Origin of the sequence: Streptomyces sp. NPDC001816 (assembly GCF_042892235.1) — a bacterium.
Lineage (GTDB): Bacteria > Actinomycetota > Actinomycetes > Streptomycetales > Streptomycetaceae > Streptomyces.
On the sequence record NZ_JBIATY010000010.1, the window covers coordinates 296754 to 320378 of the forward strand.

The following is a 23625-nucleotide window of genomic DNA, read 5'->3' on the forward strand; positions in this document are numbered from 1 at the left end:
GCCCGGTCGCCCCGGGTGCTCAGACCCAGACGCCGCGGTCCTCCATGACCTTGCGCAACGTGTCGATGTGATCGGTCATGATGCCATCGACACCGAGGTCGAGGAGCCGGTGCATCCGCTCCGGTTCGTTGATCGTCCACACGTGGACCTGCAGCCCGAGCGCGTGGGCGGCGCGGACGAAGCGCTCGTCGACCACCGGGACGCCCGACTGGGCCTCCGGAACCTGCGCGGCGACCGCGGAACGGCGCACCGAGGCCGGCAGCCCCCAGGAGCGCAGCCGCAGACTGAGCACCCCGCGCGTGCCGAACGAGGTGGCCAGGCGCGGCCCGGCCAGCCGCTGCGCCCGCAGCACCCGCGCCTCGGAGAAGGAGCCCACGCAGACCCGGTCCCAGGCGTTCGTGCGCTCGATCAGCTCCAGGAAGGGCCGCAGGGCCGGCTCCGCCTTGAGGTCCACGTTCCAGCGGACCTCGGGGAAGGTCTCCAGCAGCTCCTCGAAGAGCGGTACGGGTTCCCGTCCTCCCACGCGCGCGCGGGACACGTCCTGCCACGGCAGGTCGGCTATGCGGCCCACGCCGTCGGTGACCCGGTCGAGCGTGCCGTCGTGGAAGGCGACGAGCTTGCCGTCCGCCGTCGTGTGGACGTCGGTCTCGATGTACCGGTAGCCCAGGTCGACCGCGCGCCGGAACTGCGCCACGGTGTTCTCCAGCCCGTCGGCCGCCCCGCCGCGGTGGGCGAAGGCGATGGGGCCTGGGTGGTCGAGATAGGGGTGGCGTATCGCGGTGGTCACGGACGCAGTATCGCCCCTTCCGGTTGCCCGGCGGCAACGATTGTGCTTCGCCCCGGTGCCGAAGGGGCGGCGAAGACGCGCAGGAAGAACTGGGCGAGCGGGCCGATGGACAGCGCGTACAGGACGGTGCCGATGCCGACGGTGCCGCCCAGGGCGAAGCCGGTCGCGACGACGGTGACCTCCACGACGGTGCGGATCAGCCGGATCGAGCGGCCCGTGCGCCGGTTCAGCCCGGTCATCAGGCCGTCGCGCGGGCCCGGTCCGAAGGCGGCGGAGATGTAGAGGCCGGTCGCCATGCCGTTGAGCACGACGCCCGCGAGGAGAAGGGGCACCCGGACCGCCAGGGAGCGCACGTCCGGGAGTACGGCAAGGGTGGCGTCCATGGCGAACCCGATCACCAGGACGTTGGAGACGGTGCCGAGCCCGGGGCGCTGCCGCAGCGGGATCCACAGCAGCAGGACGGCCGCCCCCACGATCGTCAGGACCAGGCCCATGCTGAGCCCGGTGAGTTCGGCGAGCCCCTGGTGCAGGACATTCCAGGGCTCGAGCCCGAGACCCGCCTTCACCAGGAGCGCGGAACTGGCGCCGTACAGCGCGAGCCCCGCGTACAGCATGAACAGACGTCGGCCGAGACGAGTGGATCCGGGACGACCGGTTCCGAGACGGCCGGTTCCGAGACGACCGGGGCGACTGGGAGTGGACACGAAATACCCCCCTGGGTGGTGGCGGTGGCCTGATGCATGTCACTCTGTGGCTTGGGATGAAACTCCATCCATGGCCAATTCGGGGAAGGTGGACTGATCGTCATGGCGCAGTGGACCTCAGCGGTGGGGGCCGCGCAGCTCGCCCGGCTGCTCACCTCCCAGCAGGACCGCCCGGCAGGCCCCGGCACGCGCCGACCGCCCGCCTACCGCGCCCTCGCGGACGGCATCCGGCTCCTCGTGCTCGAAGGCCGCGTGCCCGTGGCCGCCCGGCTCCCCGCCGAGCGCGAACTGGCCCTGTCCCTCTCCGTCAGCCGTACGACGGTCGCGGCCGCCTACGAGGCCCTGCGCACCGAGGGTTTCCTGGAGTCCCGGCGCGGCGCCGGCAGCTGGACGGCCGTACCGGCGGGCAACCCGCTTCCCGCGCGCGGACTGGAGCCGCTGCCCCCGGAGTCCCTCGGCTCGGTGATCGACCTGGGCTGCGCGTCGCTGCCGGCCCCGGAGCCGTGGCTCACCCGTGCCGTGCAGGGGGCGCTGGAGGAACTGCCGCCGTACGCCCACACACACGGCGACTACCCGGCCGGACTGCCGGCCCTGCGGGCGATGATCGCCGAGCGCTACACCGTGCGCGGGATCCCCACCATGCCCGAGCAGATCATGGTGACGACCGGCGCGATGGGCGCCATCGACGCGATCTGTCATCTCTTCGCGGGCCGCGGTGAGCGCATCGCCGTCGAGTCGCCGTCCTACGCCAACATCCTCCAGCTGATGCGGGAGGCGGGCGCGCGACTCGTGCCCGTCGCCATGGCCGAGGGGCTGACCGGCTGGGACGTGGGCCGCTGGCGCCAGGTCCTGCGTGAGGCCGCGCCCCGGCTCGCCTATGTCGTCGCCGACTTCCACAACCCGACGGGCGCGCTCGCCGACGAGGACCAGCGGCGCCGGCTGGTGGACGCGGCCCGCTCGGCCGGCACCGTGCTCGTGGCCGACGAGACGATGACCGAGCTGTGGCTCGACGAGTCGTTCGGCCAGGGTGCGATGCCGCGCCCGGTCTGCAGCTTCGACCCGGCGGGCTCGACCGTCGTCACGGTCGGCTCGGCCAGCAAGGCGTTCTGGGCCGGCATGCGGATCGGCTGGGTGCGTGCCGCCCCGGACGTGATCCGCAGCCTGGTCGCGGCGCGTGCGTACGCCGACCTCGGCACCCCTGTGCTGGAGCAGCTGGCCGTGAACTGGCTGTTCGGCACGGGCGGTTGGGAACAGGCCGTCGCCCTGCGGCGGAGCCAGGCGCGGGAGAACCGGGACGCCTTGGTGGCCGCGGTGCGCCGCGAACTGCCCGACTGGGAGTTCGAGATCCCGCAGGGCGGCCTGACGCTGTGGGTCCGCGCCGGCGGCCTCTCGGGCTCGCGGCTCGCCGAAGCGGGGGAGCGGGTCGGCGTCCGCGTCCCCTCCGGCCCCCGTTTCGGCGTCGACGGCGCCTTCGAGGGCTACCTCCGCCTCCCGTTCACGGTCGGCGGAGCGGTGGCAGAGGAGGCGGCTGCGCGCCTTGCGGCGGCGGCGCGTCTGGTGGAGACGGGGGCGACTGGTGACATCGAGGCGCCTCGTACGTTCGTGGCGTAGGTGAGTCGGTCGCTCGGAGTTCGGCTGCGGGTGTGTGGGGCTGGTCGCGCCCACGCACCCGCATATCGATACAGCCCCGTGCCCATGGGTGGTCGGGGGAGTGCGGGCGCAGCGGCACCCCGCGAGCGCGGGTGAGCGCAGCCACCCAGCCCAACCGCAGCCGACGGGCACTTACGAACTCTCGGCGGCCACTGCCTCCGCAGCCAGCCGTTCCGTCTCAGGGGCGGCCTCGACAGGAGTCGTCCGCGGCGGCAGCAACTCCAGCACCGCCTGCCGGTCGGCGTCGGTGGTCGCGTCGTCGTAGGGATCGGGGGTCGACGGCACCTGAAGCCGATGCACCGGCCCCGACCCCAGCCGTGCATAGCCCCGCCCCGGCGGCACCTGTGCCGGCGCCGTCGTGCGCGCCCGCACCCCCAGCACCGCCTCCACCTGCTCAGGCGCAGCAGGCCCCAGCACGACACGCGCGCGTGTGTGCTGACGTACGCCCTCGCTCAACGTGTCCGCGCTGTCGAACTGTTCGGCCACGGCCACGGTCACGTTCGCCGCGCGGCCGTGCCGCAACGGCATCTGGAGGAGAGCCTGCGGATCCTTGCGGCCGTCCGCCGCCATGAGGTGGGTGAAGACGCTCGGCCGGTCCAGCAGGATCCACAGCGGGCGCCGGGTGTCCTCGGGCGGCGCGTCGCCCGCCTGCCGGGCCCGGTTGATGGCGATGAGCCGCCGCTCGGTCTCCTGCGCGGCCCACTCCAGGCTGGCCAGCGCCCCGGCCGGCGCGCATTCCACGGCCAGCACGCCGTCCCGTCCGATCAGACAGGCGTACTCGCCGGTGCCGCCGCCGTCGACGATCAGTACGTCGCCGTGCTGGAGCGCCTGCAGGGCGATCGAGCGGAGCAGGGTCGAGGTGCCGCTGCCGGGGTGGCCCATGGCCAGCAGGTGCGGCTCGGTCGAGCGGATGCCGGTGCGCCAGACGACCGGCGGGACGTCGCGCTGTTCCTCTCCGTAGGAGAGGGGAAGCGTCCGCTGGACCTCGCTCGGATCGGTGAACCCGAGCACGGTCTCGCCCGGCGCGGTGACGAAGCGCTGGGCGGCGATGTCGGTGGGCAGCGGGGCGAGGACGGTCACCGTCAACCGGTTGCCCTCCTCGTCCCACTCGAAGTGGTACTCACGGCCCCGCCCGGCCTTCGCGGTGAGCAGTTGCTCGATCCGCGCACGGGCCGCGGGCTCGCCGTCCGGGAAGTAGGCGGGGTAGCGGATCACCAGATGACCGAAGCGCCCGCCGTCGTCGAACTCGTGCGTGTCGAAGGCCTTCTCCCACTCCCCGCCGTGCGCGTACAGCGGCGCCGGATCCTCGGCGGTGGAGAAGTACGGCACCAGCGCCTCGTACAGGGACTGGAGCCGCTCGGCCTGGGACTCGTCCGGCCCTTCGGGGGCCGGCGGGGTGCGGTCGCGTCCCTGCCAGGCCGCCGCCGCCATCAGGGTGATGGCGGCGAGCAGCGGTCCGTACGGCACCATCACCACGAACAGGACCACGGTGGCCGCCAGGAACAGCAGCGGCCCACGCTTGTCCTTGGGTGTCTCGGCCCACCTGCGCCGTCCGACCGAGGCCAGCCGGCGCAGCCCGCGCGAGATGGTGATCAGCGGGTGGAGGACATCGGTGGCACTGTCGGCCGCCGTCCGGGCCAGCTCCCGGCTCCGGGCGATCTGCGTCCGGGCGATCTGCGCGCTGTCTTTGCTCAGAATGCGGGGGAGAGGGCGCCGGGCCACTGCTGTCTCCTGTTGGTGCGTACGGGCGGGAGGTGGGGCGTCAGAACTTGATGCCGCCGAGGAGGCTCGCCAGGCTCTCGCCGCCGGCCTTGATGCTGGGGGCGATGGCCGTGCTCGACAGGTAGAAGCCGAACAGGGCCGAGACGGCGGCGTGCGAACCCTTGAGCCCGTCCTTCCTGAAGAAGAGAAAGACGATGATGCCGAGCAGGAGCACGCCTGACAGGGAGAGGATCATTTGAGGTCTCCTGGTGTCGAGAGGGGACAGTCACCATGAGTACTTCCAGGATCACAGGATGTGTCTATACGACAAAAGGTGCAACTGGGTGAAATTCGATTGATTTCCCCCGGGTGGCGGAGCCGTCATGGGCCGGTTGAGCAGGGCGCTTGCGTCCGGCGGGTTCTGCGGTGATCTTTACCTCGGGCACTTCGGGTCATGTGAGGCGCGAGCCAGTACCCTTGCGATTCACCTGAACGGTTGTAAGAGAGGCGGTCCGGCCGATGAGCGAAGCCCCCGACCCCGAGGTCGTGGAGCTGGCGACCAAGATCTTCGATCTGGCCCGGCAGGGGCAGACCGAGGAGCTGGTGGCGTACGTCGACAAGGGCGTTCCGGCCAACCTCACCAACGACCGCGGCGACTCCCTCGTGATGCTCGCCGCCTACCACGGTCACGCCGACGCGGTGCGCGCCCTGCTCGCCCGGGGCGGGGACGTGGACCGGATCAACGACCGAGGCCAGACCCCGCTCGCGGGGGCCGTCTTCAAGGGTGAGACGGAAGTGATCAGGGCCCTCCTGGAGGGCGGTGCCGATCCCGCCGCGGGTACTCCCTCGGCCGTGGAAACGGCACGCATGTTCGGTAAGACGGAACTCCTGGAACTGTTCGGCGCACACTGATGCGGACGTCCTGACCAGGTACGACACAGAAAACGGGGGAGGCGGTACAGGGCCGCCGGAAATACGGTCGCGGCAGCACACACCGCGGGTCATCATGACGACGTGATTCACGGACGCGATGGCTGGGCAGGTGTTGCCGCACCGCGCGGACCGTGATGCGGTCCGCATGGGCCAACGACGAGAGGCAGAGAGAAATGGTCTACAGCAAGCAAGAGACGGCGGGCGCTCCGACGTTGTGTCACGCGGCCAGGTAGTGCGTGTTTCCCGGTTGCGTCGACGCTTGATGTGAGGCTGTTTCCCATGTTCGATCCGGTCATAGCGCCCAGCGGTACGCTGCTCGGCCTGCTCCAGCGCGGCCGTGGCGACGGCACGCTGCACGCGCTCACCGCCCCGCGAGCGGAGGCGCTCGCGGCCCTGAACCACTGTGTGCTGCGGGACCCCCGCCACGACTGGCAGGTGGAGAACCGCTCCCTTTACTACGCCCGGCTCTACCTCGACCTGAACGGCGAGCTGGACGCCATCGAGGCGCACCTCTTCGACCCCGAGGACGTCCTCGACACCGACGAGTCCCGCACCGGCCTGGCCCTGGCGGTCCTCGGGCACCTCGCCTCCTACGGCAGGCGGGACGCGCTCGAACTGCTGCGCAGGTACGCCGCTCACGGGTCCAGCTGGGCCTGGGCCCTGGACGAGCTGGCTCTCAGGGACGACGACGCGGGCCTGCGCGCCCTCGCCGCCCCGGTCCTGGCCCGCTTCTCCACCGACCCCGAGGGCGAGGCCGAACTGGCCGCCGCCGTGCGCGACGCCTTCGAGCCGAGGCCCTGGCGGCTGTGGGCCGAGGATCCGCGCGAATCGATCGCCACGCGCGTGCGTGCCGCCCAGGAGACCGGCTGTTTCGACCGCTGGCAGCGCCAGATGCGGCCCACCGGGCCCCGCCCCGGGTGGAGCGTGCGAGCCGTCTTCGAGTGGGCCCAGCAGGGCATCGAGCGCGGTGCCGCGCTGCATGTCCCGGCTGCCCGCTGCCTGGTCGCCGTGGCCGGCCCCGAGGACCGGCCGGAGATCCTCCAGGCCGCGCGGAACGGCATCGACGGCGCCCGCTGCACGGCCTTGCGCTACCTGGCCGACAGCAACGACCCCGACGCCCTCGACCTGATCGAGGCCGCCGTCGCCGACGGAGCGTCGGTCGTCGTGGAGGCCGCCGTCGACGCCTTCGAACGGATGCGCAGCATCGCCGCCGTGGACCGTGCGCGCCGCTGGGCCCAGCGCCCCGACGCCCTCGGCGCCGCCGCCGGGCGCATGCTCGCCTGCCGCGGCGGAGCCCAGGACAGCGACCTCGTCCTCGGCGCCCTGCGTGAGGCCGTACGGGGTGAAGGCCCCGACGCTCCCACCCTGTGGACCCTGGTGGACGGCACCGGACGCCTCGGCATCGCCTGCGCGGCCCCCGTCCTGCGCCACATCTACCGGGAGACGGCCTCCTCCCATCTCCGCGGCCGCGCCGCCCGCGCCCTGGCCGCCACCGATCCCTCCTTCGCCACCGGCTTCGCCGTCGAGTGCCTGTGGGACTGCGAGGAGACCACCCGGGAGATCGCCGCCCGGCACGCCGAGACCGGCGACGCCCGGGTCGTCGAACGACTCCGCCGCCTCGCCGCCGATCCGGCCGAGGAGGACGAGGTGCAGACAGCGGTCCGCAGCCGCTTCGGACCGGACGCACAGACCATGTGACCTCGCCGCGCACCGTCACACGCATACGGGACGGGCGGGAGACCGCCCGTCGGGTGAACACCGGGTGACCCGCGGGTCAGGCGGACATGGCGTCCGGCTGACCCGCTCGGGTGTGCAGTCCAACGCTCATGGGACGTTCCCCGTCCGGAAAGATCGACGTTGACGCCGCCACGTCCGGCGCGGCGACAACACCCGTATGCGTGTCGTCATAGTGACCGAATCCTTTCCCCCCGATGTGAACGGCGTCGCCCACTGCGCGCTCCAGACCGCCCGGCACCTCGTGGATCGCGGCCACCACCCGCTCGTCGTCGCGCCGGCCACCGCACCCGGTACCAAGGCCGACGCCCACGAGGCTCCGTGCCCCGTCGTCCGTGTCCCCTCCCTCCCCCTTCCCGGCTACCCCCAGGTCCGCGTCGCCCTCCCCAGCCGGCGCCTCGCGGCGGCGCTCACCGAGCACCGCCCCGATGTGGTCCACCTGGCCAGTCCGTTCGTCCTCGGCGTCCGTGGCATGGCCGCCGCCGCCCGCTTCGGCATCCCCGCCGTCGCCGTCTACCAGACCGACCTGGCCGGATACGCCCGTACCTACATGGGCGCCGGCGAAGCGGCCGCCTGGCGCCGGATCCGCTCCGTGCACTCCGCCGCCGACTGCACCCTCGCCCCGTCCAGCGCCGCCCTGCACGACCTGGAGGCGCACGGCGTACCCCGGGTACGGCTGTGGCAGCGCGGTGTCGACACCGTCCGTTTCCGGCCAGAGCACCGCGACGAGGCAATGCGCCGCGAACTGGCCCCGAACGGCGAGTTGATCGTCGGCTACGTCGGCCGGCTCGCCCCCGAGAAGCAGGTCGAGCTCCTGGCCGGTGTCTGCGGCCTGGAGGGCGTCAAGGTCGTGATCGTCGGCGACGGCCCCAGCAGGCCCCACCTGGAAGAGGCCCTGCCCGGCGCGGTCTTCCTGGGCCGCCGCACCGGCGACGAGCTCGCCCGGATCTTCGCCTCGCTGGACCTGTTCGTGCACACCGGCCCCTTCGAGACCTTCTGCCAGACCGTCCAGGAGGCCATGGCCAGCGGCGTTCCGGTGGTCGCACCCGCCGCGGGCGGCCCGCTGGACCTGGTGGACCAGGGCCGCACCGGACTGCTCGTCCCGCCGCGCGACGCGAACGCCGTCACGGAGGCCGTCCGCACCCTGACCGCCGATCCGAACCTGCTGGCCGCGTACGGCGCCGCCGGGCGGGCCATGGTCGAGGGCCGCACCTGGGCCGCCGTCGGCGACCAGCTGATCGCGCACTACGAGGACGTGCTCGCCGCGCGCCAGAAGACGGTGGTGACGGTATGACCGGCACACCCCTGCGCATCGTCCGGCTGGCCAACTTCGTCACCCCGGCCTCCGGCGGCCTGCGCACGGCCCTGCACGAACTGGGCAAGGGCTTCCGGGCCGCGGGCCACGAGCCGGTGCTCATCGTGCCGGGCGAGCGGCACACCGACCGAGACACGGAGCAGGGCCGGGTCATCACCCTGCCCGGACCGGTGCTGCCCGGCACCGGCGGCTACCGCGTTCTGACCGACAAGCGGCGCGTGGCCGCCCTCCTGGAGGACCTGGCCCCGGACCGCCTGGAGGTCTCCGACCGCACCACCCTGCGGTGGACCGGCCGCTGGGCGCGCCGCGCGCGCGTGCCCGCCGTGATGGTCTCCCACGAGACCGCCGACGGCGTGCTGCGCACCTGGGGCCTGTCCGAGAAGCTCGCCGCCCGGACGGCCGACTCCCTCAACACCCGCACCGCGCATGTCTACTCGCGGATCGTGTGCACCACGGAGTTCGCCGAGCGCGAGTTCGTACGGATCGGCGCGCGCAACGTCGTACGCGCCCCCCTCGGCGTCGACCTGATGGAACGCCACCCCGCGCTGCGTGACCCGGCGCTGCGCGCCCTGCACGCGCGCGGGAACGAGTCGCTGCTCGTGATGTGCTCCCGGCTGTCCGTGGAGAAGCGGCCCGGCACCGCCCTGGACGCCCTGGAGGCGCTGCTACGGCGCGGCCGGCGGGCGGTGCTCGTGGTGGCCGGGGACGGCCCGCTGCGCGCGCGGCTGGAGCAGCGCGCGCGGGAGCGAGGGCTGCCGGTGACGTTCCTGGGGTACGTCGCCGACCGGGCCGCGCTCGGCGCCCTCCAGGCGTCCGCCGACGTGTGCCTGGCGCCCGGGCCCGCCGAGACCTTCGGGCTTGCCGCCCTGGAGGCCCTGGCGTGCGGGACACCCGTGGTGGCCAGCGCCTCGTCGGCGCTGCCCGAGGTGATCGGGGCCGCGGGCGCCGCGGCCGCCGACCGCGCGGACGCGTTCGCGGACGCCGTGGAACTGCTCCTGTCGCGCACCGAGCCCGAGCGACGGGAAGCCGCACGCGCGCGTGCCGAGTGCTTCGGCTGGGGAACGGCGGTGGAGGCGTTCCTCGCGGCGCACGACACGGAAGTGCTGAAGCGCACCGACGCCCCGGCCCGGCCCGGTGCCCGGGAGGGCGTGGCATGAGACCCGTCCGCTTCGTGGCCCTTGGGGACTCGCTCACCGAGGGCGTCGGCGACCCCGCCGGGGAGGGCTGGCGGGGCTGGGCGGCGCTGCTGGCCGGCGGCCTCGCCGAGGACGCAGGGCAGGTGGAGTTCACGAACCTCGCCGTCAGCGGGGCGCAGACACAGGACGTGCTCGAACGGCAGGCCCCGGCCGGTCTCGAACTGCGCCCCGACGTGGTGTCCGTGGTCATCGGCGTCAACGACACGCTGCGCCACACCTTCGACATCCATGCCGTGGCGGGCCGGCTCGACCAGGTGTACGCGGCCTTCACCGCCCAGGGCGCCACGCTGCTCACCGCCTGCCTGCCCGACCCCGGCGCGATGCTGGGCCTCCCGGGCGCCCTCGCCCGCCCGCTGGCCCGCCGGCAGCGGGCGGTCAACGCGGTCGTCCACGAACTGTCCGACCGGTACGGGGCCGTCCACCTGCACGCCGCGGAGGGCACCTGGCTCACCGACCGCGCCCTGTGGAGCGCGGACCGGCTGCACCCGGGCGAGCGCGGCCACCGGCGGCTCGCCGTGCACTTCCACGACCTGCTCACCGTGGCGGGCCGGGCCACCGGCACGCCGCCGTCACCCGAACCGGAGTTCCCCGCCCCGACCCGCTCGGCGAGCCTGCTGTGGCTCGCCACCGCCGGCACCGCCTGGGTGATCCGGCGCTGCAACGATCTGCTGCCGCAACTGCTGCGGCTGGCCGCCGACGAAGTACGCCACCGCGCGCGGGGCACCAGCGCCCGCCTCGACCTGAAGGCCTCCGCCGCGGTGTCCGAGGCGCTGGCCGCGCTGACGAGAACGGAACAGCCCGATGCCGGCGGTGCCGACGCCGAGGCTCAGCGGCGCCGCACCGCCACGAACCGCACCGTGGTGCCCGGGACCGCCTGTGCGGCCGCCGGGAGATCGGCGGCGCGGACCACCGCGATCACCGGGTAGCCCCCGGTGGTCGGATGGTCGGCCAGGAACACCACAGGACGGCCGTCCGGCGGTACCTGCACCGCGCCGAGCACCATGCCCTCGCTGGGGAGTTCGCCGTTCCGGGCCCGCTCCAGGGCGGGCCCCTCGGTGCGCAGGCCGATCCGGTTGCTCGCCGAGGACACCCGGTACGCGCGCGTGGTCAGATCCCGGACCGCGCGCGCGGCGAACCAGTCGTCGCGCGGGCCCGGCGTCACCCGGAGCACGAGTTCGGCCGGCGGACCCGGCTGCGGGACGGCGTCCACGCGCGCGGGAGGGCCGGCCGGGGTGCCCAGCGGCAGCACCGTGCCGTCCGTGAGCGGCGCGGGGCCGAGTCCGGACAGCAGGTCGGTGGCACGGCTGCCGAGGACCGGCTCCACGGCGATCCCGCCGGACACGGCCACATAGGCGCGCACACCGGCCACGGCCGCCCCCACCTCCAGCAGCGCACCGGCGGGCACGACGACCGGGGCGCCCCAGGCCGCCGGGCGGCCGCCCACGGCGACCGGGCAGGGCGCGCCCCCGACGGCCACGGTCACCGTCGAACGGGGGCGCAGGGCGCAGCCGTTGAGGGTGGTCTCCAGGACGGCCGCGTCCGGCGGATTGCCGGCCAGCCGGTTGACGAGGGCCGCCGCCTGCGGGTCGAGCGCTCCGGAACGGGGCACGCCGAGGTGCGCGTACCCGGGCCGCCCACGGTCCTGCACGGTGGTCAGCGCCCCGGCGCGCACGACGACGAGCGCACGGTCGGTCATACGGCCCCCGTGGGCGCGAGGCCGTTGCGGGGGTGGCCGGTCATGCCTCTCCCACCGGTACGAAGCGCACGCGCGCGCCCGGTGAGAGCAGCGCGGCCGGTACGCGCGCGTGGTCCCACAGCACCGCCTCCGTGGTGCCGATCAGCTGCCAGCCGCCCGGCGAGGAACGCGGGTACACGCCCGTGTACGGCCCCGCCAGCGCCACGGCACCGGCCGGTACCGCCGTGCGCGGGGTGGCCCGGCGCGGGACGTCGTAGCGGGCGGGCAGCCCGGTGAGGTAGCCGAAGCCGGGCGCGAACCCGCAGAAGGCCACGGTGAACTCGGCGCTCGCGTGGATCCGGGCCACCTCGTGCTCGGACACGTCCCAGTGGGCGGCGACCTCGGCGAGGTCCGGGCCGTCGTAGCGCACCGGCAGCTCGATCAGCTCCCGCGCGCGGGGGGGAGCGGGCGGTACCTCGGAGGAGGTCAGTTCGGATGCCCAACGGACCGGGTCGGCCAGGCCGTCGAGCAGGACCGTACGGGCTGCCGGGACGATCTCGCGGACGGCCAGCGAGCCCTCCGCGCGGCGCCGCAGCAGCTCCGCGTGCAGGGCCTGCGCCTGCTCGCCCGAGGCGACCTCCACCAGCAAAGCGTCGTCACCGACGGGAAGCGCCCTCACGCGAAGGCCTCCACCCGCACGCCCGCCGCCACCAGCCGCTCGCGCACCCGGCGGGCCAGCTCGACCGCGCCGGGCGTGTCACCGTGCAGGCACAGCGAGCGGGCGCGCACCTGGATGTTCGCGCCGGAGTGCGCCACCACCGCGCCGGAGCGCGCAAGGCTCACCGAGCGCTCCACGACGGCGTCCGGATCGGTCACCACGGCGCCGCCCCGGCCACGCGGCACCAGCGTGCCCTCGTCGGTGTAGGCGCGGTCGGCGAACGCCTCCGTGACGGCCGGCAGGCCGGCCTTCGCGGCCAGCTCCAGAAGCCGCGAGCCGGGCAGCCCGAGCACCGGCAGCGAGCCGTCCGCCAGCAGGACGCCGTCGACCACGGCCGCTGCCTGCTCCTCGTCGTGCACGACCCGGTTGTAGAGCGCGCCGTGCGGCTTGACGTACGCCACGCGCGCCCCCGCCGCCCGCGCGAACACGTCCAGGGCACCGATCTGGTAGGCCACTTCGGCCGCCAGCTCGGCGGGCGGCACGTCCATCGCGCGCCGCCCGAACCCGGCGAGGTCCCGGTAGGAGACCTGCGCGCCGATCCTGACCCCGCGCTCGGCGGCCAGCTCGCACACCCGGCGCATCGTGGCCGCGTCCCCGGCGTGGAACCCGCAGGCCACGTTGGCGCTGGTGACGACGGACAACAGCTGTTCGTCGTCGGTCAGCCGCCAGCGGCCGAAGCCCTCGCCGAGGTCGGCGTTCAGATCGATCGCGGTCATGGTCTTCCGTGTCTCCGGTTCTCGTGTCGCGTGCTGCTCGCCGGCGGTGGCCGGCTCGCCGGTGTCAGTCGACGCCCACCACGCGGTACTGCTCGTCGCGGGCGTCGGTCACGAACATCTGGCCCGGTGCGTGGGTGATGGCGAACGGCGGTCGCGAGGCCATCACGGCCGCCTGCGGGGTCACCCCGCACGCCCAGAACACCGGGATGTCGTCGGGAGCGGCGTCCACCGCGTCGCCGAAGTCGGGCCGGCCGAGGTCCGCGATGCCCAGGGCCGCGGGATCGCCGCAGTGCACGGGGCCGCCGTGCACGGCCGGCAGCAGGCCGCTCTCCCGGATCGCGGCGCGCAGGTGCTCCGGCGGCACCGGGCGCATGGACACCACCATCGGGCCGCGCAGCCGGCCCGCCGGGCGGCACTGCCTGCCGGTCACGTACATCGGCACGTTGCGGCCCTGCTCGACATGCCGGATCGGGACGCCCGCACCGGCCAGCGCCCACTCGAAGGTGAAGCTGCAGCCGAGCAGGAACGACACCAGGTCGTCCCGCCAGTGCGCGCGCACGTCCGTCGGCTCCTCGACCAGCTCGCCGTCCTGCCACACCCGGTAGCGCGGCAGGTCGGTGCGCAGGTCCGCGCCCTCCGCGAGGACGGTGGCCGTGGCGCCCGCGTCCGTGACGTCCAGCACCGGACACGGCTTCGGGTTGCGCTGGCAGAACAGCAGCATGTCGTAGGCCCAGTCGGCCGGTACCGCGATCAGGTTCGCCTGAGTGCTGCCGGCCGCGACGCCCGCCGTGGGACCCGCCAGGCCCTCCCGGAAGCGGGCCCGTGCCGTTTTCGCGCGCCACGCGTGCGCGTGCTCGTCTGCGAGGACAACGGGCCGGTCCTCGGTACGGTTCACCCGCGTCATGCCAGCTCCTTCCCGCGCGTCTCCGGGAGCCCGAGCAGCGCCAGTGCCGCGAGGCCGTAGCCGATCGCGCCGAAGACCAGCGCACCGCCCACGCCCCAGCTGTCGGCCAGGAAGCCCACCAGGGTCGGGAACACCGCGCCCACCGCGCGGCCGGTGTTGTACGTGAAGCCCTGCCCGGTGCCGCGCACCGCCGTCGGGTACAGCTCGCTCAGGTAGGAGCCGAAGCCGCTGAAGATCGCCGACATGCAGAAGCCGAGCGGGAAACCGAGCACCAGCAGCAGGGTGTCGGCGCCGTGCGGGATGTTCGCGTACGCGAGGATGCACACGGCCGAGAGCAGGGCGAACAGCCAGATGTTGCGGCGCCGGCCGAGCCGGTCGGTGAGGTGGCCGCCGGTCAGGTAGCCGAGGAAGGCGCCCGAGATCAGGAAGGTCAGATAGCCGCCGGTACCGACGACGGACAGGCCGCGTTCGGTCTTCAGGTACGTCGGCACCCAGGTCGCCAGTGTGTAGTAGCCGCCCTGCACGCCGGTGGACAGCAGGCCCGCGAAGACCGTCGTGCGCAGCAGGCCGGGCTCGCCGTCCCTGCCCGGCCGGAAGATCGCCGCGAACGAGCCGCGCCGCGGGTTCTGTTCACGGGCCGCCGTCGCCGCGGGAGCGTCGTGCACCCGGCGGCGCAGCCACACCACGAGCAGCGCGGGCAGCGCCCCGGTCCAGAACATGATGCGCCAGGCCAGATCGTCACCGGCGAAGGAGAACACCAGCGTGTAGACGATCGCGGCCAGTGCCCAGCCGACCGCCCAGGAACTCTGGATCGCGCCGAGCGTACGGCCCCGGTGCTTCGCGCTCGCGTACTCGGCGACCAGGATCGCCCCGACCGCCCACTCGCCGCCGAAGCCGAGGCCCTGCAGGGCGCGGAAGACCAGCAGAGTCTCGTAGTTGGGCGCGAAGCCGCAGGCCACGGTGAAGACCGCGTACGTGATCACGGTGATCATCAGGGCCCGGACGCGGCCCACGCGGTCCGCGATCACGCCCGCCACGGCACCGCCGATCGCGGAGACCACCAGCGTGACGGTGGTGAACAGGCCGGTCTGGCCGCTGTCGAGGCCGAAGTACGTGGCGAGCGCCACCATGCTCAGCGGCAGAGTGAAGTAGTCGTACGAATCAAGGGCATATCCGCCGAAAGCTCCGGCGAACGCGCGTCGGCCGCGCGGGCCGAGGGCGTGCAGCCAGCCGAACGCGCCGTCCTCGGCGGCGTGTTCACCCTGTTCCGGTCGTACGCCCGCGGTCACGGGCCGGGGCGGAGGGGTCGTGCTCATGGGCACCTCGCAGAGAGGGGACGGAGGGTGCGGGAACTGAGCAGTGCCGTGCGGAAGCTGTGCCGTGCTGAAGCTGTTGCGTGCGGAGCACCGTAGAGGATCGTTCAACGATCCTTCAATACCCACGTTGTCTCGTTCCGGGGTCTGCGATTGAATTCCGGGCATGGCAGAGCAGCTGACGGGACTGGCCGACGACCGTGCCCTCCTCGGGCGCACCAGCACCGCCGAACGGGTCTCCGACATCCTCCGGAGCCGGATCGCCGAGGGCTATTTCCCGCCGGGCACCCGCCTGTCCGAGGACGCCATCGGCGGCGCGCTCGGGGTCTCCCGCAACACCCTGCGCGAGGCGTTCCGGCTGCTCACCCACGAGCGTCTGCTCGTACACGAACTCAACCGCGGGGTCTTCGTCCGGGTCCTGACCGTGGCGGACGTCGAGGACATCTACCGCACCCGGGCCCTGGTCGAGTGCGCGGTCGTCCGGGGCCTCGGCGAGCCGCCCTACCGGCTCGACGGCCTGGCCGCCGCCGTCACCGAGGGGCAGCTGGCGACCCACGAGAATGACTGGAAAGCACTGGGTACGGCCAACATCCACTTCCACCGGGAACTGGTCGCCCTCGCCGGCAGCGAACGCACCGACGAGCTGATGCGCAGCGTCTTCGCCGAGCTGCGGCTCGCCTTCCACGTCGTGGACGACCCGCACCGGCTGCACGAGCCCTACCTCGCCCGCAACCGCCAGATCCTCCAGGCGCTGCAGGACGGGGACCGGCGCGGCGCGGAGCGGCTGCTGGAGACCTATCTCGCGGACTCGCTGGAGCGGGTCGTCGAGGTGTACCTGCGGAGGGTCGGCGAGGACGGCACAGGCGTCTCTTGAGCTGCGGGCCACACAGGCGTCTCTTGAGCTGCGGGCAGCGCCGACGCCTCTTGTGCGTCTGTGACGGCCGTCGTTTCTGCGCCGTTTTAGTCGTTGTCAGACCGAGGACCTAGTCTGTGCACCGTGACTTCGCCTGCATCGACGGACAGCGTTCCGGCCCAGCTCAGCGCGGGGCCGCGCCCGGCACCGGGCCCGGCCGCCGACGAGGGGCTGGCCCGTCGGCTGCGCGCGCTCGCCTGCACCGCGCCGCTGCACGACCTCGACGCACGCAAGGCCAATCTGGCCGGCGAGTACTCGGTGTACGGCATGGCCGAGGTGGCCCTGGCCGCCATCGACCTGGTCACGCTGAACATGGACTTCGACACGGGCGCCGACCACGAGCAGATCGTGGCCCGGCTCGTCCCGCGCATCGCCGCCCAGGCCCCGCACCGCCCCGTCGCCGAGCACGAGCGCGTGGCCCGCTGGGTCCTGGAGAACCTGATCAACGTCGGCAGCGTGGACCGCGGCTTCCGCGCGGTGTACGGCACGTTCGCGTCGGACGGCACCTATGTCCGCCGTGACTACGACTTCAAGCTGATCGAGGAGGTCCCCGGCCCCGGCGGCACGGTCTACCTCCGTACGACGGACGAGGCGGTCAACGTCCTGGTCGGCGCCCTGGACACCGATGTCACCAGCGCGCAGATCGCCGCCGAGGTCAAGCTGGAGGTGCTGATCAACCGCGGCCGCCTCGCCGACGCCCAGCTCGCCGCCGAGCAGGCCCGCTACCGCACCGTGCAGTACTCGGAGACCCTGCGCCGCGCCCTCGACGCCACCCGGCGCAACGTCCGCGCGGTCGACTGGCTCCACGCCGTGCCCGACATGATCGCCGAAGCCCTGGACCACGTGGCCGACCGGTACCGCCACGAGAACGCGATCCTCACCAACATCCGCAAGGCCCGCGACGAGACCGAGGACTCCGAGCACAAGCGGCGCGCCGCCGAGCTGGTGGACATCGTCAAGGACTGCATCCGGCGGCACACCCAGCTGCAGTCGCGCCTGCTGGAGGCCGGCCCCCTGTTCCGCGCCGAACAGGACCGGCAGGCCTTCGCCACACCCGCCGCGACCTCCGGAATCGACCTGTACGGACACCTGGTCGCGCCCGTGCTGCCGCTGCCCCTGGAACAGGCGATCCGGGTCACGGACGCGTTCTTCGCCAACGGCACGGGCTTGCGTACGCCGGTGTCGGTGCGGGTCGCCGACCTCGTCGACATACTGCTGACGCCACCGGTGGAGCGGGAGCACCTGGGCGCGGAGATGCCCGAGCCCGACCTGATCGCGACGCCGGACGACAGCCGGTTCAGTGAGGAACAGCTGGCCGTGGCCATGGAGTTGCTGGATCTGCCCGCCGATGCGCCGCGGCGCTTGTCCGGGCTGCTGGCGGAGGCCAGAGATTCCGGTGGGTTCGATCTGGCGTACCTGGTCGCCCTGTTGGCGGTCCATGCGGCCAGTCCCGCCGTGGGTACGGCGTATCGCCAGGGCGAGGAGAAGCTGTTGTTCGCCGTGGACGACGGGACCGAGCTGGATGATCCGGACTTCGGTGGGGCTGATCTGATCGTCGGGACCGCCTTGCTGGATGCGGCCGGGATGGCGGCGGATCGGACGGAGGCGGCGTGAGGTTGTCTGCCGGGCGCGGGCCGGTGGTGGCTGGTCGCGCCCCGCGGCGGAGCCGCACATGGATGCAGCCCCGCGCCCCTTTCGGGGCGCCTGCCCCCAGCCCTGTTTTCAAGACCGAGGAGTTGCAGTCGTGAGCGAGCACGTCGAGTGGAGTGACACGGAGGCCCCGGCCCCGTCGGCGACCACCGCCGTCACCCCCGCCGACGCCGCCGACGCGGCGCGGCTCGTCGCCTTCGGGTTGCAGCCCAAGCTGCAGCCGGCGCGTGACCAGGAGTACACGGAGCTGCTGCGCCGCTACCGTGACGACCCGGCGTTCGCGCGGCTCGCGGACGCCGTCGCCGCCGGTCTCGGACTCGTCGTGCTGGAGGTGTCCCCGCGCGCGGGGATGGCCGTGACGGCCGCCGAGGACTCGGTGTTCGCAGTGCGCATGGGCGACTACGCGCGTCGCACCGCCGCCGACTCGGGGGACCGGTTCCTGCACGGACTGGCCCATCTCGCCGTGGCCGCGCTGGCGTTCCCGCGCCCGGAGGACCTCGCCGACGACTCCTACATCGGCCGGATCACCGTCAACGGCGTCGACGCCTTCGTACGCCAGGCGTGCCGCCGCCTCGAGGAGCGCGCCGAGGAGCAGGGCGACAACACCGACCCGGCGACCGACGCACCCGGGCTGGAGGCCGCCTGGCGGATCTGGGCCAGACGCAGCGCGACCGGCGCCACCAAGGACGCCCGCCGGCTCGCCGGATCCACCACGGGCATCGTCGGCAAGGCGGCGGCCTTCCTCACCGACTCGGGGTTCCTGCAGCGCACCGGTGACGACCACGGCGGCACCTACCGCACCACGGCTCGCTACCAGCTCCAGGTGCGCGACATGGCCGGCAGCGCCGCGATGGCCGAACTGCTGGAGCTGGGCGTCGTCCCGGTCACCGACGGCACGGCCAGCCTGCTGCCCGCCGACGACACCGACGATCTGGACCTGGTGGCCGACGCCGCACTGCCGTTCCACGCGCCTTCGCACCCCTGACAACCTCCCCGATCTGCCAGAAGACTGACGAGAGTCCGCCATGTACGAGCTGTCCCGGGTCCGCCTCTACTCCATCGGGCCGGCCGGTGCGCGCTACGCCGACACCGTGCTTGACCTGCGGGGTGTGGGCGAGCCCGTGCCCGACCCCGCGCCCATGCAGGCGGAGTTCTTCGAGGAGGAGCCGGCCGGACCGCCGCGCCGCCCCGCGCCCGCGGGCGTGCTGTTCCTGGAGAACGGCGGCGGCAAGTCCGTGCTGCTCAAGCTGATTTTCTCGGTGATGCTGCCCGGCCACCGCAACACCCTCGGCGGCGCCAGCTCCGGCGTGCTGCGCAAGTTCCTGCTCGCCGACGACTGCGGGCACGTGGCGCTGGAGTGGCAGCACGTGCTGACCGGCGAGTGCGTGGTCGTCGGCAAGGTCAGCGAGTGGCGCGGACGCCAGGTCTCCAACGATCCACGGAAGTTCGCCGAAGCCTGGTACTCCTTCCGGCCCGGCCCCGGCCTGAGCCTGGACAACCTGCCCGTCGCCGAGTCCACCGCCGTACGGCCGCCCGTCGAGGGTGCCTCCGGCGCCCAGGGCCGCCGCCGCACCATGAAGGGCTTCCGCGACGCCCTCACCGAGGCCGGCAAGGCCTACCCGCATCTGGAGGTGCACTGGGAGGAGATCCACGACCGCTGGATCGAGCACCTCGGCGACCTCGGCCTCGACCCCGAACTCTTCCGCTACCAGCGGGAGATGAACGCCGACGAGGGCGAGGCGGCCGGACTCTTCGCGGTCAAGAAGGACTCCGACTTCACCGACCTGCTGCTGCGCGCGGTCACCGACACCCGCGACACCGACGGCCTCGCCGACCTCGTCAGCGGCTTCGGCAACAAGCTGGGCCGGCGTGCCGAGCTGATCGCCGAACGGGACTTCACGGCCGGTTCCGTGGACCTGCTCGGGCGGATCGTCGAGGCCGCCGAGGCACGCTCACGTGCGCGTGACATCCACGCCGGCGCCGAGCGCCGTACCCGCACGCTGGCCCGGCGCCTTTCCGCGCGGGCCGTGCAGGAGCGGGTGCGGGCCGCCGACCTCGCGCAGCGCGTAACGGCCGCCGCCTACGCCGTCACGCACTCCGAGGGCGCCCGGGAGCGCAGCGCGCTGATCGCCGCCGAACTCGCCTTCCGGCACGCCTCCCTGGCACTCGCCGCCGCCGAGAAGTCCGCCGCCGCGCAGAAGCGCGAGCTGGCCGACGCGCGCACGCTGCACTCCGCCTGGCAGGCCGCCGAAGCCGTGCTGCGGCACCGCGCCGCCGCCGACCGCGTCGCGCGCGTGTCCGCCGCGATCCAGGAGGCGGAGCGGGACGCCGCGCCCGCGCTCGCCGCCCGCGCCAAGGCCGCCGTGGACCTCGTACGGGCCCTGCACGCGGCCGCCGAGAGCGCCGAGGCCCTCGCAAACGAGGAGGAGGAGCGCTCCGCCGCGCTCCAGGAGGTCAGCGACTCCGCCTACCGGGACTCCACCTCCGCCGCCACCGAGGCGCAGCGCGCCCGCAGTGAGGCCGGGCACCTGCGCCAGCGTCTGGCCGAGGTCGAGCAGGAGACGGCCGAGGCGGTCCGCGCGGGCTGGCTCGACGACAGCGCACCGGACGCCGACCCGGCCCGCGCCGCCCTCGCCGCCAGCGACGCCGAGAAGACCGCCGTGGCCGCCTGGGACACGGCCCGTGAGGCGGCCCGCAAGGCGACCGAGCACGCGCGCGAGGCGGCCTCCGCCGAGTCCCGCGCGGAGCTGACCGCGGCCCGCGCTGCGGACGCGGCGACGGCGGCCGAGCGGAGCCACGAGGCCGAGCGGCGCCTCGCCGAGGCCCTCGCCGCCGAGGAACGGCTCGCGGAGCTGCTGAGCCTGCCGGGGGCGCCCGGGACGGCCCGGGCCGGAGTGCCCGGCCCCAGGTCCGGAGCGGCCGACGGCTCGCCCGCGCGCGGAGGCGACTCGTCCGAGGGCTCGCGTTCCCTCGCCGAGAGCCCGCTCAGCCCCGAGGAACTCGACCGATTCGCGGACGAGTTGCGCGGGCTTCTCGACGACGCCGTGTCGACCGCCGAACGGCACCTCTTCGAACTGCGCACCGCCGCGGCCGACGACGCCCGCATCCTCGGTGCCCTCGGCGACGGCGGACTGCTGCCGCCCGGGCCGGACGTGCTGGCCACCGTCGAGTTCCTCGGCGAGCACGGCATCCCCGCGCTGCCCGGCTGGCGCTACCTCGCGCAGGCCGTCGACCCCGCCGACCACGCGCGCGTGCTCGCCGCCCGCCCCGAACTGGTCGACGGCGTCATCATCACCGACCCGGACACGCACGCGCGTGCCCGCGAGGCGCTCAGCGACGCCGCCCTGCTGCCGCGCTCCGCCGTGGCCGTCGGCACGGCCGCCGCCCTGCTCGCCCCGACCCCTGCGCCCGACGCCGCCCCGGGTGACGTCTTCCTGGTGCCGCCGAACCCGGCCATGCACGACGAGCACGCGGCCGACGAGGAGCGGCAGGCGCTGCGCGCGCGGGCCACCGAACGCGACGAGGAGATCCGCGCCCTCGCCGCCCGCCTCGGCAAGGACCGCGAACTGGCCGCGCGGCTCGCGTCCTGGCGCACCGGCTGTCCGGCCGGACGCCTCACCGAACTCGCCGAGGCCGCCCAGGAGGCGCGCGCGTTCACGGAGGAGGCCGAGGCCGAGCTGGCCGAGGCGCGCACCGCGCGCGCGGAGACCGACGAGGCCGCCGCCGAGGCCACGCAGGTCCGTGACGAACGGCAGGAGGCCGCGCAGAAGGCCCGCCGTGCCGCCGACGCCCTCGCCGGACTCGCCTACCGGCTGCGCGAGCGCGCCGGCTGGCAGGTCAAGCTCCGTGAACTCGCCGACGATGCCGCCGAGTCGGAGGCCCGCGCCCAGACCTGCCTGGACCGCGCCCGCGCCGCCGACGAGGACCGCCGCGCCACCCAGCGGGCCGCCGACGACGCCCGCCGCACCGCGCGTGCCCTGCGCGCCGAGCGCTCCGAGATCGCCGGCGCCCCCGACGACGTACCGGTGGCGGACGCGGACGCCCCGAAGGCGTCCCTGCCGGCCCTGCGCGAGGCCTACCGGGCCGCCTCCCAGGTCTACGAGAAGGTCGGCGTCGGTGCCGACCTGCGAGCCGAGCAGGCCCGCGCGGAGAGCGACGAGAGCGCCTCCCTCGCCGAACTTGACCGGCTCAGCAACAAGGTCCGCACCCGCGCCGAACAGCTGCTCCAGTCGCCCGACGGCTCCGACGGCCCCTCCCGGCAGGCCGCAGCCGCGCGCGCCGAGGAGCTGGTGCAGCTCCTGGAGACCCGGATGTCGACCGCGAGCGAACAGCTCGGCCGGCTGCGCGGCGAGGCGGAGCGGCACGCCCCCGAGGACGGCGAGGCGCACACCGAGCTGGCCGAGGAACTCGTCCCGCGCGACGCCGAGCACGCCCAGGCCCTGCTGCGCACCGCCACGGCCGAACTCGCCACCCGCACCGAGGCGCTGGCCGAGGCCCGGGAGGCCCACGCCGAACTGCTGGACGCCCACCGGGCTGCCGAGGACGCCGCCGACGGCTTCGAGGAGATCGCCGCGATGCTCCGCGACCTGCTGCGCGAGCACACCCCCGAGGAGGAGCAGGACGAGCCGGAGCCGTACCCCGGCAGCCTGGAGGAGGCCCGGCACGCCGCTGCCGAGGCCCGCCGCTCGCTGCGCGGCTGCGCCGCCGACCTGTCCGCCGCCGAGTCGGCCGTGCGCGAGGCGAGCGACGTACTCGTCCGGCACGCCAACTCCACGCGCTACGAGCAGGTCCGCACCCCCGCGCGGCAGCAGATCCGCGAGCTGCCCGCCTCCGCGCTGCCCGAGCACGCCCAGCGGTGGGCGGACGCGTTCGCGCCTCGACTGCGCGTCCTCACCGACGAGTTGGCGCAGCTGGAGCGCAACCGGGACTCGATCGTGGACCGGCTCAGGGGACTGGTCGAGTCGGCCCTCGCCACCCTGCGCTCGGCCCAGCGGCTCTCCCGCCTCCCGGAGGGGCTCGGCGAGTGGTCAGGGCAGGAGTTCCTGCGCATCCGCTTCGAGGAGCCCGACCAGGCCACGCTCACCGAGCGGCTGGGCGAGGTCATCGACGAGGCCACACGCGCGGCCGTCAAGAAGAACTCCGACCTGCGCCGGGACGGCATGTCCCTGCTGCTGCGCGGAGTCGCGGCGGCGCTGCAGCCGAAGGGCGTGGCCGTCGAGATCCTCAAGCCCGACGCCGTACTGCGCGCCGAGCGCGTGCCCGTCGGGCAGATGGGTGACGTGTTCTCGGGTGGTCAGCTGCTGACGGCCGCCATCGCCCTGTACTGCACGATGGCGGCCCTGCGCTCGAACGACCGGGGCCGCGACAAGCACCGGCACGCCGGCACGCTGTTCCTGGACAACCCCATCGGCCGCGCCAACGCGACGTACCTGCTGGAGCTGCAGCGGGCCGTCTCCGACGCGCTGGGCGTCCAGCTGCTGTACACCACCGGCCTGTTCGACACGACCGCGCTGGCCGAGTTCCCGCTGGTCATCCGGTTGCGCAACGACGCCGACCTCAGGGCGGGCCTGAAGTACATCAGCGTGGAGGAACACCTCCGGCCCGGACTGCCGCAGCAGCCCCAGGCCGGAGAGGCGGTGCACAGCGAGATCACGGCGACGCGGATGTTCAAGAAGCCGGCAGCCACAACGCCCTGAGGGGCGCGGGGCCGCGTGCC

19 protein-coding genes are annotated in these 23625 nt (G+C 73.9%); 10 read left to right on the forward strand and 9 right to left on the reverse strand.

Features of this window, described 5'->3' with window-relative positions; all coding sequences use genetic code 11:
* Positions 1 to 19: 19 nt before the first annotated feature.
* Positions 20 to 787, reverse strand: coding sequence for a glycerophosphodiester phosphodiesterase (locus ACFYZZ_RS32130; RefSeq protein ID WP_389183394.1), 768 nt, complete (start codon positions 785 to 787; stop codon positions 20 to 22).
* Positions 784 to 1401 carry a YitT family protein gene (locus ACFYZZ_RS32135; protein WP_389183397.1) on the reverse strand — a complete coding sequence of 206 codons (618 nt, stop codon included), beginning with the start codon at positions 1399 to 1401 and terminating at the stop codon, positions 784 to 786. Before ACFYZZ_RS32135 ends, ACFYZZ_RS32130 begins: the two co-directional genes overlap by 4 nt.
* 192 nt (positions 1402 to 1593) lie before the next feature.
* Between ACFYZZ_RS32135 and ACFYZZ_RS32140 the strand changes: the two genes are divergently transcribed.
* Positions 1594 to 3102, forward strand: coding sequence for a PLP-dependent aminotransferase family protein (locus tag ACFYZZ_RS32140; RefSeq protein ID WP_389183399.1), 1509 nt, complete (start codon positions 1594 to 1596; stop codon positions 3100 to 3102).
* Positions 3103 to 3273: 171 nt separating this feature from the next.
* On the opposite strand, the gene ACFYZZ_RS32145 is transcribed toward ACFYZZ_RS32140, so the two are convergent.
* A complete protein-coding gene (locus ACFYZZ_RS32145) occupies positions 3274 to 4863 on the reverse strand; it encodes a hypothetical protein (RefSeq protein WP_389183402.1) in 1590 nt (529 codons plus the stop codon).
* Positions 4864 to 4903: 40 nt separating this feature from the next.
* Positions 4904 to 5098, reverse strand: coding sequence for a hypothetical protein (locus ACFYZZ_RS32150; RefSeq protein ID WP_094220804.1), 195 nt, complete (start codon positions 5096 to 5098; stop codon positions 4904 to 4906).
* Positions 5099 to 5361: 263 nt separating this feature from the next.
* On the opposite strand from ACFYZZ_RS32150, the gene ACFYZZ_RS32155 reads away from it, so the two are divergent.
* From ACFYZZ_RS32155 to ACFYZZ_RS32175, 5 genes are all read left to right on the forward strand, one after another.
* Positions 5362 to 5754 carry an ankyrin repeat domain-containing protein gene (locus ACFYZZ_RS32155; RefSeq protein WP_389183405.1) on the forward strand — a complete coding sequence of 131 codons (393 nt, stop codon included), beginning with the start codon at positions 5362 to 5364 and terminating at the stop codon, positions 5752 to 5754.
* 300 nt (positions 5755 to 6054) lie between these two features.
* Positions 6055 to 7473, forward strand: coding sequence for a HEAT repeat domain-containing protein (locus ACFYZZ_RS32160; RefSeq protein ID WP_389183408.1), 1419 nt, complete (start codon positions 6055 to 6057; stop codon positions 7471 to 7473).
* A gap of 196 nt (positions 7474 to 7669) precedes the next feature.
* Positions 7670 to 8803 (forward strand): glycosyltransferase family 4 protein, encoded by a 1134-nt coding sequence (locus ACFYZZ_RS32165; protein WP_389183411.1) that lies wholly within the window; start codon positions 7670 to 7672, stop codon positions 8801 to 8803.
* On the forward strand, positions 8800 to 9981 hold the full coding sequence (locus tag ACFYZZ_RS32170; RefSeq protein WP_389183414.1) for a glycosyltransferase: 1182 nt from the start codon (positions 8800 to 8802) through the stop codon (positions 9979 to 9981). Before ACFYZZ_RS32165 ends, ACFYZZ_RS32170 begins: the two co-directional genes overlap by 4 nt.
* Positions 9978 to 10946, forward strand: a complete 969-nt coding sequence (locus tag ACFYZZ_RS32175) for an SGNH/GDSL hydrolase family protein (RefSeq protein WP_389183417.1) — start codon at positions 9978 to 9980, stop codon at positions 10944 to 10946. The genes ACFYZZ_RS32170 and ACFYZZ_RS32175 overlap by 4 nt, the downstream gene beginning before the upstream one ends.
* Here ACFYZZ_RS32175 and ACFYZZ_RS32180 read toward each other — a convergent pair.
* The 5 genes from ACFYZZ_RS32180 to ACFYZZ_RS32200 form a co-directional block, all read right to left on the reverse strand.
* Positions 10847 to 11716 (reverse strand): biotin-dependent carboxyltransferase family protein, encoded by an 870-nt coding sequence (locus ACFYZZ_RS32180; protein WP_389183420.1) that lies wholly within the window; start codon positions 11714 to 11716, stop codon positions 10847 to 10849. The genes ACFYZZ_RS32175 and ACFYZZ_RS32180 overlap by 100 nt on opposite strands.
* Before the next feature lie 40 nt (positions 11717 to 11756).
* Complete coding sequence (pxpB, locus tag ACFYZZ_RS32185) at positions 11757 to 12374, reverse strand: 5-oxoprolinase subunit PxpB (protein WP_389183423.1); 618 nt, start codon at positions 12372 to 12374, stop codon at positions 11757 to 11759.
* Positions 12371 to 13129, reverse strand: coding sequence for a LamB/YcsF family protein (locus ACFYZZ_RS32190; protein WP_389183426.1), 759 nt, complete (start codon positions 13127 to 13129; stop codon positions 12371 to 12373). Before ACFYZZ_RS32190 ends, pxpB begins: the two co-directional genes overlap by 4 nt.
* 64 nt (positions 13130 to 13193) lie before the next feature.
* Entirely contained in the window at positions 13194 to 14033 is an 840-nt protein-coding gene (locus ACFYZZ_RS32195; RefSeq protein ID WP_389183429.1) for a putative hydro-lyase, read from the reverse strand.
* The gene (locus ACFYZZ_RS32200) at positions 14030 to 15349 is read right to left on the reverse strand and encodes an MFS transporter (RefSeq protein ID WP_389183432.1); all 1320 of its coding nucleotides are present in this window, start codon (positions 15347 to 15349) and stop codon (positions 14030 to 14032) included. Before ACFYZZ_RS32200 ends, ACFYZZ_RS32195 begins: the two co-directional genes overlap by 4 nt.
* Before the next feature lie 163 nt (positions 15350 to 15512).
* Here ACFYZZ_RS32200 and ACFYZZ_RS32205 point away from each other — a divergent pair, with 163 nt between their 5' ends.
* From ACFYZZ_RS32205 to ACFYZZ_RS32220, 4 genes are all read left to right on the forward strand, one after another.
* Positions 15513 to 16220, forward strand: a complete 708-nt coding sequence (locus ACFYZZ_RS32205; RefSeq protein ID WP_386574976.1) for a GntR family transcriptional regulator — start codon at positions 15513 to 15515, stop codon at positions 16218 to 16220.
* Positions 16221 to 16343: 123 nt separating this feature from the next.
* Positions 16344 to 17873: a hypothetical protein gene (locus tag ACFYZZ_RS32210; RefSeq protein WP_389183435.1), complete on the forward strand. Its 1530-nt coding sequence runs from the start codon at positions 16344 to 16346 to the stop codon at positions 17871 to 17873.
* Between the two features lie 130 nt (positions 17874 to 18003).
* Entirely contained in the window at positions 18004 to 18894 is an 891-nt protein-coding gene (locus tag ACFYZZ_RS32215; protein WP_389183438.1) for a hypothetical protein, read from the forward strand.
* Between the two features lie 40 nt (positions 18895 to 18934).
* Complete coding sequence (locus tag ACFYZZ_RS32220; RefSeq protein ID WP_389183441.1) at positions 18935 to 23605, forward strand: hypothetical protein; 4671 nt, start codon at positions 18935 to 18937, stop codon at positions 23603 to 23605.
* Positions 23606 to 23625: the final 20 nt, after the last annotated feature.

Coding starts and splice junctions, on each gene's coding strand:
- ACFYZZ_RS32220 (WP_389183441.1), top strand. CDS start 18,935: ATGTACGAGCTGTCCCGGGTCCGCCTCTACTCCATCGGGCCGGCCGGT.
- ACFYZZ_RS32200 (WP_389183432.1), bottom strand. CDS start 15,349: ATGAGCACGACCCCTCCGCCCCGGCCCGTGACCGCGGGCGTACGACCG.
- ACFYZZ_RS32160 (WP_389183408.1), top strand. CDS start 6,055: ATGTTCGATCCGGTCATAGCGCCCAGCGGTACGCTGCTCGGCCTGCTC.
- ACFYZZ_RS32190 (WP_389183426.1), bottom strand. CDS start 13,129: ATGACCGCGATCGATCTGAACGCCGACCTCGGCGAGGGCTTCGGCCGC.
- ACFYZZ_RS32150 (WP_094220804.1), bottom strand. CDS start 5,098: ATGATCCTCTCCCTGTCAGGCGTGCTCCTGCTCGGCATCATCGTCTTT.
- ACFYZZ_RS32165 (WP_389183411.1), top strand. CDS start 7,670: ATGCGTGTCGTCATAGTGACCGAATCCTTTCCCCCCGATGTGAACGGC.
- ACFYZZ_RS32175 (WP_389183417.1), top strand. CDS start 9,978: ATGAGACCCGTCCGCTTCGTGGCCCTTGGGGACTCGCTCACCGAGGGC.
- ACFYZZ_RS32155 (WP_389183405.1), top strand. CDS start 5,362: ATGAGCGAAGCCCCCGACCCCGAGGTCGTGGAGCTGGCGACCAAGATC.
- ACFYZZ_RS32135 (WP_389183397.1), bottom strand. CDS start 1,401: ATGCTGTACGCGGGGCTCGCGCTGTACGGCGCCAGTTCCGCGCTCCTG.
- ACFYZZ_RS32140 (WP_389183399.1), top strand. CDS start 1,594: ATGGCGCAGTGGACCTCAGCGGTGGGGGCCGCGCAGCTCGCCCGGCTG.
- ACFYZZ_RS32205 (WP_386574976.1), top strand. CDS start 15,513: ATGGCAGAGCAGCTGACGGGACTGGCCGACGACCGTGCCCTCCTCGGG.
- ACFYZZ_RS32180 (WP_389183420.1), bottom strand. CDS start 11,716: ATGACCGACCGTGCGCTCGTCGTCGTGCGCGCCGGGGCGCTGACCACC.
- ACFYZZ_RS32195 (WP_389183429.1), bottom strand. CDS start 14,033: ATGACGCGGGTGAACCGTACCGAGGACCGGCCCGTTGTCCTCGCAGAC.
- ACFYZZ_RS32170 (WP_389183414.1), top strand. CDS start 8,800: ATGACCGGCACACCCCTGCGCATCGTCCGGCTGGCCAACTTCGTCACC.